At 58.9% G+C, this 12,350-nt stretch carries 11 protein-coding genes; all 11 read right to left on the bottom strand.

The window, feature by feature from the left end:
- Positions 1–2 precede the first annotated feature (2 nt).
- The gene (locus tag OYW20_RS16545) at positions 3–1,220 is read right to left on the bottom strand and encodes a glycosyltransferase family 4 protein (RefSeq protein WP_268797023.1); all 1,218 of its coding nucleotides are present in this window, start codon (positions 1,218–1,220) and stop codon (positions 3–5) included.
- 95 nt (positions 1,221–1,315) lie between these two features.
- Positions 1,316–2,356, bottom strand: a complete 1,041-nt coding sequence (locus OYW20_RS16540; protein WP_268797022.1) for an acyltransferase family protein — start codon at positions 2,354–2,356, stop codon at positions 1,316–1,318.
- Positions 2,357–2,365: 9 nt separating this feature from the next.
- Positions 2,366–3,493, bottom strand: a complete 1,128-nt coding sequence (locus OYW20_RS16535; protein ID WP_268797021.1) for a glycosyltransferase family 4 protein — start codon at positions 3,491–3,493, stop codon at positions 2,366–2,368.
- Between the two features lie 105 nt (positions 3,494–3,598).
- Positions 3,599–4,915: a hypothetical protein gene (locus tag OYW20_RS16530; RefSeq protein WP_268797020.1), complete on the bottom strand. Its 1,317-nt coding sequence runs from the start codon at positions 4,913–4,915 to the stop codon at positions 3,599–3,601.
- A gap of 90 nt (positions 4,916–5,005) precedes the next feature.
- Positions 5,006–6,259: a glycosyltransferase family 4 protein gene (locus OYW20_RS16525; protein ID WP_268797019.1), complete on the bottom strand. Its 1,254-nt coding sequence runs from the start codon at positions 6,257–6,259 to the stop codon at positions 5,006–5,008.
- Complete coding sequence (locus OYW20_RS16520; protein ID WP_268797018.1) at positions 6,256–7,257, bottom strand: glycosyltransferase; 1,002 nt, start codon at positions 7,255–7,257, stop codon at positions 6,256–6,258. The genes OYW20_RS16525 and OYW20_RS16520 overlap by 4 nt, the downstream gene beginning before the upstream one ends.
- A 99-nt stretch (positions 7,258–7,356) precedes the next feature.
- Positions 7,357–7,869, bottom strand: coding sequence for a transcription/translation regulatory transformer protein RfaH (rfaH, locus tag OYW20_RS16515; protein WP_268797017.1), 513 nt, complete (start codon positions 7,867–7,869; stop codon positions 7,357–7,359).
- A gap of 5 nt (positions 7,870–7,874) precedes the next feature.
- Positions 7,875–8,675 carry a WbqC family protein gene (locus tag OYW20_RS16510; protein WP_268797016.1) on the bottom strand — a complete coding sequence of 267 codons (801 nt, stop codon included), beginning with the start codon at positions 8,673–8,675 and terminating at the stop codon, positions 7,875–7,877.
- A gap of 87 nt (positions 8,676–8,762) precedes the next feature.
- Complete coding sequence (locus OYW20_RS16505; protein ID WP_268797015.1) at positions 8,763–10,979, bottom strand: polysaccharide biosynthesis tyrosine autokinase; 2,217 nt, start codon at positions 10,977–10,979, stop codon at positions 8,763–8,765.
- Complete coding sequence (locus tag OYW20_RS16500) at positions 10,980–11,429, bottom strand: low molecular weight protein-tyrosine-phosphatase (RefSeq protein WP_268797014.1); 450 nt, start codon at positions 11,427–11,429, stop codon at positions 10,980–10,982.
- Positions 11,419–12,348, bottom strand: coding sequence for a glycosyltransferase family 2 protein (locus OYW20_RS16495; protein ID WP_268797013.1), 930 nt, complete (start codon positions 12,346–12,348; stop codon positions 11,419–11,421). The genes OYW20_RS16500 and OYW20_RS16495 overlap by 11 nt, the downstream gene beginning before the upstream one ends.
- Positions 12,349–12,350 lie beyond the last annotated feature (2 nt).

Below are 12,350 nucleotides of genomic sequence, written 5' to 3'. Positions count from 1 at the left end.
GCTCAAACGGATTTGATCTGAACTACCCGGCCGCTCAGGTCGTTGCTGACCAGCGTCGGCCCCGCTTGCGGAGCCCGGGCCGCCGCAGGCACCCGGGACTGGCGGGCAACACTCAGGCGCTGTTCGACGAATTGGTGCATCTCGGTCTCGAAGCGTTCTTCGCTGAAGCGTTCGGCGTTGTTTCGACACGCCTGGGCCGTGATCCGCGCGCGCTCAGTCTCGAACTCGCTCACGGCGGCCACCAGCGACTCCACCGTCTGATGCTGGTAGAACACGCCGGTTGGTTGCGGGTGGTCCAGGCCGCAGACGGTTTCCAGCGCGCCGCCCTTGCCGAACGCAATCACCGGTGTCCCGCACGCCTGAGCCTCCACCGGGCTGATGCCGAAATCTTCTTCAGCGGCAAAGACGAACGCTCGAGCATTGCGCATGTGCTCCAGCAGCACCGCGAACGGCTGATAACCGAGCAAGGTGACGTTGGGCGCATGAATGGCTTTGGCCCTTTCCATTTCCGGACCATCGCCAATCACGATCAGGCGCTTGTCCGGCATCGCCGCGAACGCCTCGATGATCATTGGCATCCGCTTGTAAGGGACCATGCGCGACGCCGTGAAGTAGTAGTCCTGCTTTTGCTCTTGCAAGGTAAAAGCCTGGGTGTTCACCGGCGGGTAAATCACCGTGGACTCGCGGCGATAGGCTTTGGAGATACGCCCGCCGATGAAATATGAATTGGCGACGAAATCATCGACGCCGGCCGCCGTGCGCTGATCCCACATGCGGATGTAGTGCAGGATCATCCGCGCCAGTTTGCTTTTCAGGCCGCGCGCCATTCCTGACTCCTGCAGGTACTGGTGTTGCAGATCCCAGGCGTAGCGAATGGGGGAATGCACATAACTGATGTGCAACTGGTCTGGCCCGCTCAGTACGCCTTTGGCCACGGCATGGCTGCTGCTGATGATCAGGTCATAGCCGGACAGGTCGAGTTGTTCGATGGCCATCGGCATCAGCGGCAGATAGCGCTGATAACGGGTTCTGGCTTTGGGCAGGCGCTGAATAAAGGTGGTTTTAGCGACTTTGCCACCCAAATGGGCACGGTCTTCGTCGCTCAGGAAATCGATGACGGAAAAAAGGTCCGCCTCAGGCCAGATGTGAATCAGCGACGCCAGTACTCGTTCGGCACCGGCGTAAGTCACCAGCCAATCATGGACGATTGCAATTTTCATTGGAGTTCTCTGCTTTAGCGGCCGAAGAAAAGTTGCGCACGTCGAGCGGTGCTCGCGCGCAACCTCCCACTTCCTGTAGGTTTGCAGGCGCTACTTCAGACGCTCACAATCTGCGTCTTGGGATTGCGGTTATTGAGGCGTCTACCCAGCTGAATAAACGGTGTTTCGATCAGGCGAAAACTCAGGTGGGCAAACCCCAGGGTTAGCACAGTGGCAAATAGCGCAACGATCAGCGGCGAAGCGCCGGTGGGTTCGAGCAGCCAATGGCTCAGCATCAACATCGAGGGGTGCAGCAGGTACAGCGAGTAACTCACAGCGCCCAGCCATACCAGCGCTGGGTGATGCAGGCGAACGCTTCGCGTCAATAGCAGGAAACTGCTGATGGCCACGAAGTAGGTGAACAGGTAACGGCCCCAGGTCTCGCCGGTGCCCATGTCTTTGTTGTAAGCCATGATCAGCGTGGGCGGCAGCAACACGGCGAACCCGACCAGCAACAGCAGCAGATTGCGTGTGAGCTGGCGGCTGTGTTCGCCCAACAGCCACTGGCGCCACACCGAGCCAAAAAACATCAGCGACAATGCCAGCGGCAGGGCCACCGGCAGCTTGCGTTCGGTCACTGCGCGCACGGCTCCCATCGCCAGTGCCATCAGCAGAAACAGCAACGCGCAGCGGCTGCGGAACGCCACGTCGTCCAGCTTGCCGGCGACGAACAAGGCCAGGCACAGCGCGTAAAACACCACTTCGATGAACAGCGTCCAGTACAGGCCGATGACGTCATCAAAGCCCATGGCCGCTTGCACCATGCTCAGGTTGGCGATGACTTGCGGCCAAGCGGGCAGCGCACTGCCACTGATTTTGAGCATCACCAGAAACACCAGCAGCGATAGCCAGTAGGCGGGGTACAAACGCATGAAGCGGGAAATCAGGAACCGGCTTGGACCGTCGGGGCCGGGTTTGAGGCTGAACGGAATCACCACGCCACTGATCATGAAAAACCACAGCACCCCGAGTTTGCCCGGATCAATCAGGTAGTCGAGCACCCACACATGCCCGAGCAGCGGTGCGTAGAAGTGGGTGAACACCACCAGCAATGCCGCGATGCCGCGCAGTGCATCGAGATAGTCCAGACGTTTCATGCCCATGCCTCACAGCTTGCTCGACGAGGATTTGCGTTGCAGGTTGTCAGTGCCGCTGCTTGCACCGCGCCGGTCTTTGGCGGGGCTCGTCAGGAAATCGATGCGCTGCGAAACCCGTTGCGCCGAGTCTTCCCAGGAGAACCGCGCCACGTTGTTCAGGCCACGACGGCGCAGCGATCGGCGAAGCGTCAGGTCCGAGAGGATGCGCTCCATCGCCGCGGCGATATGGCTGACGTCCAGCGGGTCGAAATACAGCGCGCTGGCTTGCAGCACTTCGGGTATCGACGCCGCGTTCGCGGCCAGCACCGGGCAGCCACAGGCCTGTGCTTCCAGTGGCGGGATACCGAACCCTTCATAAAGAGAAGGGAACACAAATGCTTTGGCGCCCTGGTACTGGGCAATCAGCTCGGTATCGCTCAAGCGCCCCAGAAAACGAATGCGCGGGTCGCGCGATGCGAGGCTTTGCAGACTCTCGTCCGCGAAAATTTCGCTGGCGGCGCCGACGATGCGCAGCTCCAGATGGTCGTGGTCGCGCAGCATCAGGAAGGCCTGAATCATTCGGTTGAAGTTCTTGTGCGCGCTGGGCGATGACACTGCGAGCAAGTAGTGAGGTCCGTTCTTTACCTGAGCGCCAGGCTGAAAGGCAGCACTGACAGCGTTAGGCACCACGACTATTTTCTTTTCGGGGTAACGATAGAACTGCGAGATCTCCCCTCTGGAGAAGTTGCTCACCGTGAGCAGCGTTTTGATACGCGTCAGCATGATCGGCGTCATGGTCCGGTAAAGCAGGCGGAAGGAGCGGGTGTAACTCTGCGGATGCCGCACATACGTGATGTCATGGTGCGTGGCGATCTGGTTGCCGTACAGCAACGGCGCCGTGCTGCAGAGCGAGATCAGCAGCGGGCTGGCGTTGCGTTTGAGGTACAGCGGCAGGTCCAGCTGTTCCCACAGGTGGCCGCTGTTACGACCGATGCATTGCACGTCCAGGGCTTTGGCGCTTTCGTGCATTTTGATGCCGTGGGGCGCCACGAAAACCACGTCGTCGCGCAATTGCTTCAGCGCCAGGCAGGTTTGCTCGGCAAAGCGCTGTACACCGCGCAATTCCTGCGTGAGAAAACGTGCATTGATCACAATCATCGAGGGGCGACCTGTTGTAAAAAAAATGAGTCATTGCGAGAGAGCCCGGAAGAACATGGACACAGAATGTCGCTCTCGGCACGGACTGAAAGTCTTTTGACGCTGTCAGGGCAGGGCGAACAAGGCCGGCCGCGTACCGAGGGTTATGATTTTTGGAAACTCGGTGATGGGCACCTGCGCCGAGCAGCGACCTTCGTTGCACGACCACGGGATGCCGCTGTCGATGAGGCCGTCTTGCGGTTTTACGGTGTCGATGTACTTGACGTTTCCGCCCAGCACGCTGCTGGCTTCGACTTTTATCGGGCGCTCGAGGCCCGTCGTCCAGCCCACCAGGATCTGCTCGGAACCCTTGGCGAACCGCAGCAGGAATTGCGACTCTGTTTCTCGGCTTTTTTCTGCGTCGTAGCGAAACCCATGCAGTGTCGGGCTGATCGCCTTCAGGGTCAGGTACGCGGGTTTGACGCTGAGGTCCTGATTGAGCAAGCCGAAATTCTGTTCAGGGTCATGGCGGTCGGCGCCTTCGTTGAGCAAGCCGTTCCACCACAACCCCTTGATGTCTGGCAGCGTCTGGGCCAGGAAAAAACTGCGGGCCAGATAGGCCGATTGCAGCTGTTCACTGACGCCGCAATTGCCGTCGTTGCTCGGCCAGCCCATTTCCGTCAGGTACAGCGGTACAGGCCGGGCGGCGAGGGTTCGAAGATCTGCGTTCAACCAGCGCAACCAGGCGATCCATCGCTCCGGCGTGTGACGCTCCTCGTAGCGGCAATGCACGTACGGGTGCAGCGACAGGCCATCGACGTGTTCCAGAATGCCGGATTCGATCAGCCGATCAGCGAAACCCAGGTCCATGCCCTGACTGGTGACCGCGCCCGCAAGCACCACCATGGGCCGTTCGTTGGTGCGGATGCGCCGGACGCTTTCTTCGACCAGCAGGCTGTAGTCCCTGGCAAACGCTGGATCGACCGGGTTCTCCTTGTCCCACTCGTTCCAGATCTCATAAAAATCCACGCTGTCGGTCAGTTGCCGGGTCACGAACTGGACGTAGTTGCCGAACGCTTGCCTGACAGCCGGGACGCGCGGCTTGGCGTAGTTATCGTAAAAAGGGCTGCCATAGCCGAGCACCAGCAGGGGCCTCAAATGATGTTCCTGTGCTTTGCTCAAGTACGCTTGCCAGGCCGGTTCGATCCGCATCAAGCCTCGTCGGGGCTCGGCACTGGACCAGTAGGCGTCATCGCGCACCGAGTCCACGCCCGCAGCTTCAAGCATCTGCAACGCTTTGGCCGAAGTCGTGTTTTTGTTCATGAGGTGGGTATCCACACCGATGATGAACGATTCATCGGCAATCGCCGCACAGCTCAGCAACAAGACCAGCAGGAGAACCATCAACGGTTGTCGTGACGTTGTCAGGTACGTGTCGGGCATGGTGTGTCTCAATGAGGAGGCGCGGTCCGGAGCGCTTGCTCAGGTCAGTCTCGGGCCGTTGGCGAGAGACCGGCGGGGGTGCGATGCTTATTAAACGGTCTGGCTGGCGGTGTGGGGTGCCTGTCGGCTGTTGGTGCTCAGTACGGTCTGGTCGAAGATGCGCTGGTAACTGTCGAGCATCAGGTCCAGGTTCAAGAATGCAGCCACGCTGCCCCGGGCCTGAGCGCTCAAGCGCTGGAACAGGTCTGGCTGCTGATCCAGTCTGAGCATGGCGTGGCCCAGTGAGTGCGGGTCCTGGGGGTTGCACAACAATCCGTTGAGCGGCTCTTGAATGATTTCCGGTAAACCGCCCATCCGGCTCGCAATGACCGGCACCGAGTGCGCGCAGGCCTCGACCGCGACCATGCCGAATGGCTCGTTCCAGATCGACGGCACCACCGCGACATCAATCCCCCGGTAGAACGCGTCAGGCGTCTGATAGCCGACAAAACTGATTGCGGACGATGTCGCCAGCGCCTTGAGCTGCGCTTCATCGTCAAGCTGCCCGCGTCCTGCGATCTGCAGCGTGGCGTCGAACGGCAATCGCTGAAACTGCTCGATCAGCCAGCGCACGCCTTTTTGCTCGGACAACGTCCCCATGTAGCCGAAGCGCAGCGGCGTTTTTTTCAGTGCCGGGTTCGCCTGCCTTGCTGCGGCTCGAATATTGACCGGCGCAGCGTAAGGACTGGCGTTGTGCACCACGTAACCTCGCGCACCGTTGAAGTAGCCCTGCTTCTGAAGCTTTTCCAGCATGAAGTTGCTGACCCCGACCACCGTCGACACCTGCGCGGAACGGGCATCGTGGCTTCTTCGAAACTGCTGGCAACTGGCGCATTGTTGCTGGCAGCACTGGCCCTTTTTGAACATGTTGCTGCTGGGACACATCAAGTACATGTCGTGCAGTACCTGAACGATGGGCAGTCCTGACGCGGTAATTTCATCCCACACCGAGACCGACCAGCCCGCCAGGTTGTGGCACACGACTACCTGCGGTTGTTCCTTTTCGATGACCTGCCTGACGTAGGCCCGCATGGCGCCGTTGTAGCGGTCGCGCAGGTGCCAGCCCAGCCGGGCGAGACGGCCTGGACGCTGGTTGCTGAACTGCCAGTAGAAGTTATGCAGCCCGGCGCGGTAGACCTTGACCTGATTGATTACCTCGACTGCCAGCCCAGCGTCGGGACCGGTCGCGAGCACGCTGACCTCGCAGCCCCGCTGTTGCAAGCCTTCGGCGGTGCGTTGAAGAATGATCTCCGCGCCGCCGCCGATGTGGGGCGAGTACAGGCTGTTGATGAACAGTATTTTCATAAGGGGTACGACTGATTCAGACCCAGTACACCGGACTCACCGTCGCGGATGGCTTTTTCAATCAGGCTCAGGCGCGCTTCGGCACCGCGCCGCTTGGCGATCAGGCGCAGCAGGCGGAAGAACACCCAGCGGTTGAGGCCATAGAGCACCGAGGAGTTGGACCAGATGTTCTTGTCGAACCAGGCCTGGTTTCTCGCGCCGTAATAGGCCCGCAGATCCGAGCCACCCAGTAAAAAGCTTTCGTAAATGTTGTTGGTGCGCGCCTTGATGTTCCAGGAGCTTTCCAGATCATCGAGCAGTGCGTCTGGCACCAGGAAAATCCTGCCGCCGCCTGCGGTGATGCGCCAGGTGTATTCGCTGTCGTCTGCGTAGAGCATCAACGCGTCCAGCGGCAGACCGATGCGCCGATAAAGTTTTCGGTGGGCCAGCAAGCCGCCGTAGGTCGCGAACGGCAATTGCACCAGCGCCAGCTTGCGCTCCGGTTGCTTAGGCGCGCCCCACGGCAGTCGGCGCCAGATCTTGTACGGCAACTGCGCGATATGAAAACCGAAAAAGCTCGAGCGGCGTTGAATCGCGAAGCGGTTTGGCACACCTGCAGCAATGTCGGCTTGATGGGTGGGGCGAAAACCCAGCACGGCGGCTTTGTCTTGGCCGTCGATGGTTTTGCGCTGTTCAAGCACCTCATGCAGGGTGGCGATGGCGTTGATGGTCGGGGCGTTGTCGTCGTCCATCAGCCAGATGTGTTCGGCACCTGCATCCAGCGCCGCCTGTATGCCCACTGAGTAACCACGCGCCGAGCCGGTGTTTTCGTTCAGGTAAATCACGCTCACCTGGCCCGGCCAGATACGCTGCAGGGTGTCCAGCGGTGCGGTCGATGCGTTGCTCACGATGATCACGCGATCAATCAACGGACTTTCCAGCGAGCGGCTGACCAGCGTGTGCAGGTAATTGAAACGATCACCATAGGTGAGCGTCACCAACGTCGTTTTTTGGGTCATGGTGATTTTCCGGGGCGAAAGCGGACGAGGCGCTGTGCGGCTGCACAGCACCAGACAATCAGTAAGAGGTGAGGCGTGGTGTCTAGAGCGGGTGGACTCTCACGCCCGGGCTTCGGCGCGGGTCAGGCTACTGACAGGAAGTGTCACTTTCTGCTCACGTTGAAGGAGGTTGAGCAGAATCACTGCGCGTTCATCGCCGTCTGCCGTCAGAAAAATGGCTTCCACGTCGTTGAAACCTTCCGCCGTAATACGCACCGTCTCACCTTGCTGAAACTGCAGCTTGGGCGGCGGTGTTATCAGACGCTGGCGGATTTGATCGATCAACACATCCTGAACCGGAACGGGCATGCCGCCGAACGTCACGATGCGCGCAACGCCTCGGGTCGAGCGGATGGGATACCAGTTGTCCTGTGCCTGATCCATGCGGATGAACAGGTAGCCCGGAAACAGCTCTTCCTCGACAGCGGCACGCGATCCGCGTTTTTTCTCGCCCATCTTGATAGGCCTGTAACACTCGAACAGCTGGCGCTGCAAATGCTCCTCCGCACGGGCTTCCTGCCGAGGTTTGGTTTGAATCAAATACCAACGCGCTGGTTTATTGGCTTGAGACATGTTTATCACTCCACTGCAATCCGGTTCGACAAGGCAGAAGCACCGCCTGGATATTGTGCCATTCCGTGCAGCAAGTCCGGGTTGGCCACTGGCCTGTTTTTGTCCAGTGAATAACAGGTAAGCAATTGCTGGACCTGTTCGACAGAGTTGAACATCAGCACATCAATGATCGACAAGTTAGCGACGAAAGGCTGTCTGAACTGCCGGTAAATTACCGGGTTCATCCGGAAAAACCGCACCAGCAGCCGGTTGCGCGCAAAGTAATCGCGATCGTACTGCACCGACCCGCCTTCCGGGTTGATGAAGGTCGTTGCCTCAAGCATATGAGCGATGCGAACCATGCGCTCCTGTCGGTCGGCAGGCTGGCCCAGAATCAGCTCGGAACCGCGCATGATCGGCGTACCGATATCAAGAAAAGTACACATCGCGCGGATTGTATGCTCGGTATACAGCGCAATGTTGGGTTGTGCAAACCGTATCAAGCGTTCGATCAGCGGCATCACCTGAGCAAAATACGGCGCCTTGATGTAACAGGAGGTGATGAGCTTGATCAGACGTTCGGCTTCATCTTCGAAGTTGTCGCAGAGTTGCCGCTGATTAACCGCCAACTGGAAGCGGTCCTTCTTGAGCGGGAAGGTAATCAGCTTGGCTTCGTGATGATGCAGTATGCGGTTGCGGTTGACCCAGCCAGACCTTACGTACGGCAGATCGTCTCCCAGAACAAAAACGTCTGCTGCGGCAATCAGCTGGAAATAACCCAGATAGGGGAAGAGGTAGGGTTGCATCACTGCGACGGTCCTGGTCATTTACGTCTCCATGTTTTCTTCAAATACTGTTGTTGAGCTGTGGCGGGAACTTTTTTGTGAGGGCGCGGAGGTTAACGTGCGGCCGGATTACTTGCGAGCCGTTGTGTAGTCGTAACCGTAGGTAGCGCAGTCGTAGTCCGCCGTCGATGCCTTGCGCAGCACGCCGTTGAAAATAGCACCCTTGATGACGATGCCGTTCTGGCCCAGGCGACGCTTGCATGCTTCGATTTCTTTGGCGGTGGTCAGGCCGAAGCGTGTCACCAGCAAGCAGGTGCCTGACTGGCGACCGACCAGTGCCGCGTCGGTGACCGCCAGAACCGGCGGCGTATCGACCAGCACCAGGTCGTAGAGCGGCGCGAGGTCGCTGATCAGCTTGTTGAAGTTGTCGTGCATCAACAGCTCCGACGGGTTGGGCGCGGCAAAACCACAGGAGATGAAGTCCAGGTTGCGCACTTCGGTGTGGTTGATCACCTCTTTGCTTTTCAGGCGAGCGGCCAGCGCATCCGACAGGCCGTGTTTGGGCGTCAGATTGAACACTTTATGCAGGTAGCCTTTGCGCATGTCGGCATCGATCAGCAATACGCGCTTGCCGGTCTGGGCGATGATGACCGCCAGGTTGCTGGACACGAACGACTTGCCCACGCCCGGCGTAGGGCTGGTAATCATCAGCACGTTGTTGCGTGCTTCGAGCATCGCGAAATGCAGGCTGGTGCGCAGGCTGCGCAGCGACTCGATGGCCAGCTCCGTCGGCGCGCTGACACTCAACAGTGCGCGTTCAGGGTTGGAGCGGCCGCTCTGGGTGGTCTTGTCCATGCGCTCTTGCTGACGCGAGAACGGCAGCGATGCGTACACCGGCATACCCAGGTTTTCGATGACCTCCGGGTTGTCGACGCCACGGTAGAAAGCCTGGCGCACAAACACCGTCGCGACGGCAATCAGCAGGCCCACAAGGGTCGCGATAATAACGATGACTTTCCTCATCGGTTTTGCCGGCTCTTCGACGTTGACGTCGGCGTTGTCGATGATCCTGACGTTACCGATGCTGCCGGCCCGCAGAATGTCCTGCTCCTGGCTCTTGTCGAGCAGCAAGGTGTAGGTTTGCGTTGTCACTTGCATGTCACGTGTCAGGCGCAGCAGTTCTTGCTGAGTGGCAGGCAGCGCCTGGATCTTCTTCAGCAGCCCTTGTTTTTGCGACTCGATCTGGCCGATCTGGGTGACCAGTGCCCGATATGTCGGGTGTTCCGGGGTGTACAGGCGTTCGACTTCAACGCGCTTCATTTTCAGTTCGGACAAGGTGCCGTCGAGTTTCACCACCTGATCGAGCACTGCCTTGGTCTCGATGCTCAAATCCACCGATTTGGCGCCGGTCTGAAAGTTGTTGAGCGCGGTTTCCGACTGCTCCAGCTGTTTGCGCACAGCGGGCAATTGCGAGCGCAGGAATTCAAGCCGCTGGGCCGCTTCGGCCGAACTGCGCTCAACGTTCTGACGGACGTAAAGGCGGCTGACTTCGTTGAGAATACGTTTGGCCAGTGCCGGGTCGGGGTCTTGGATAGTCAGATAAACGATCCCGGAGTCCTTGCCGGCTTCGGCGATTTTCAGGCGGTCCTGATAATTCAGTGCGGCGGTCAGCGTGCGCTGGCGGACTACGCTGAATTCAGTGCCGGGACGCGCATTGAGGTTCGCGACCTGAATCTTGATGCCACTGCCTTCGACGCTTTGGTTGGTGGCGCCTTTTAGCAGCAGGTTTTTGTCGTTGTCGTACAGCGAAAACGTACCTGGCTCGTTCGCAATCAGGGTCATTCTGGCGCCAAGCAGGGCTTCGGGCACGTCCAGCTGGAAGATGTCCAGCTTCTCGCCGCCCCACGCGTAGCTGTTCAGTCCGAACATCGGGCTGGCCAGCGCGCCCTCATGATCGGGTTTGAAATTGCGGGCCAGGTAACCGCCGATGACCGGCGCGTAGTTGGGCTTTTGCACGATGTTGAGCTTGAGGTCGTCGACCACCTTGCCCAGAACGGCGCGGGACTTGATCAGCTCGATTTCAGTGGTCGCCTGCGACACCGACAGCGGCTTGCTGTTGACCTCGGTGCGGCCCTCGATGCCGATTTTTTTCGGCTCGATCTGGATCATCGCGTTGGCCTGGTAAATAGGTATTGCGAGGATGGCGTAAGTCAGCCCCAGCAGGGCGCACAGGCCGACGATCGATGCAATCATTCCCTTGTGATCGAATAGTGTGCGCAAGATAGTCGCCAAATCGATTCGGGAGTCTTGAAAGTCCTCCAACGAACTACGGTTCATGACGGTCATTTATCTTGATTCTCCTGACTGAAGATAAGGAAGCCAGTCGTCGACGCAACGCGAGAGCTGCTCGTAGGTCTGTTCAAAGGCCAATTTGGGGCGCCGGTAGGGGTCGGCTATTTCCAGTTCTTGCCATTTGCCAATCAAAAACGTTTTGCCGCGCACCTCTGGAGCGAGGCTGAGCACGCTTTGCAGCTGTTGCGGTTCCATCACCAGGACCAGGTCGGCCTGGTGCAGCATCTCGACGTCCATCTGACGGCTGCGGTGTTTGTAAACAGGCACGCCGTTGACCTTCAAGACGTCCTGGGCAAGCGGGTCCATGCTTGAGCTGAGCATGGCGTGGGTGCCCGCTGATGAAATCGACACGCCCTTTGTGCCGACGCGTTGCAGGAGCATGGCTTCAGCCATTGGGCTACGGCAGATATTGCCGACGCAGACCACTAATACGTTATTGAACATGACCTTTGCTTAATGTGGGCACCAGCCGTTTGCTGATGTTTGTGCTGAAATTAAGGGCGACTTGCGACAGCGCAATCACTTTGTTTTGTGGCGTCATGGCTGACAGTGAGTAGCCCACCAGTTGCATCAGAAAGTACTCATAGAGTTCCTGATTGCCCAAGCGGTTGTAATAGTTGGCCAGTGCGCCTGCGGTTTGCAGGCTCATGTGCAGTTTGCGTTTGTTGGAACGCATCGAGAATACGCCACCAGGGTGCAGCCGGTAGGCAGCCGGTTTGATTTCACCGAGAAACTTGCCCTTGCCAAACGCGCCCAGTAACGACCACCACACCAGATCATTGAGCGGTGCAGCCAGCAATTCCGGGGGCAGCGTATCGAAGACGTTGCGAAAGCAGGTGGTCAGGGTCGAAATCGGCCGGGCCTGCTGCAGTTCGAGCGCAGTGGCATCCCTGCGCAGTTTGCCCTGCAGTTGAACGCCGTACTGGCCATCTGCATCGAAGGATACGGCATCGTGGTACGTCAGCACGTAATCGGGGTGACTTTCCAGGAAGTCCACCTGGATTTGCAGCTTCTGCGGGTCGGTCCAGTAATCGTCGCCTTCGCAGAAAGCGATGTAGCGGCCTCGGGCAACCCCAAACAGGCGGGGTACTGACGGCTTGCCTTGCGAGTACTGATTCACTTGGCTGTAGAACGGACGGATGAGTGAGGGGTAGCGCTGCGCATAGTCAGCGATTACCCGCGCGGTGCCATCGGTGGAGGCGTCATCGTTGACCAGAATTTCGATCTCGAACGTGGTCTTCTGCGCCAGAAACGCCTCCAGCGTTTGTGCGATATAGGCTTCCTGGTTGTAAGCGGGGCAGACAATGCTCACCAGCGGGGCGGCTGACGGCTCGGCTTGGGTGTTCGTACGGGTAGCATCCATGG

The sequence above is a fragment of the Pseudomonas sp. BSw22131 genome (assembly GCF_026810445.1).
Lineage (GTDB): Bacteria > Pseudomonadota > Gammaproteobacteria > Pseudomonadales > Pseudomonadaceae > Aquipseudomonas > Aquipseudomonas huanghezhanensis.
This window is presented reverse-complemented; position numbering and strand designations above follow the sequence as displayed.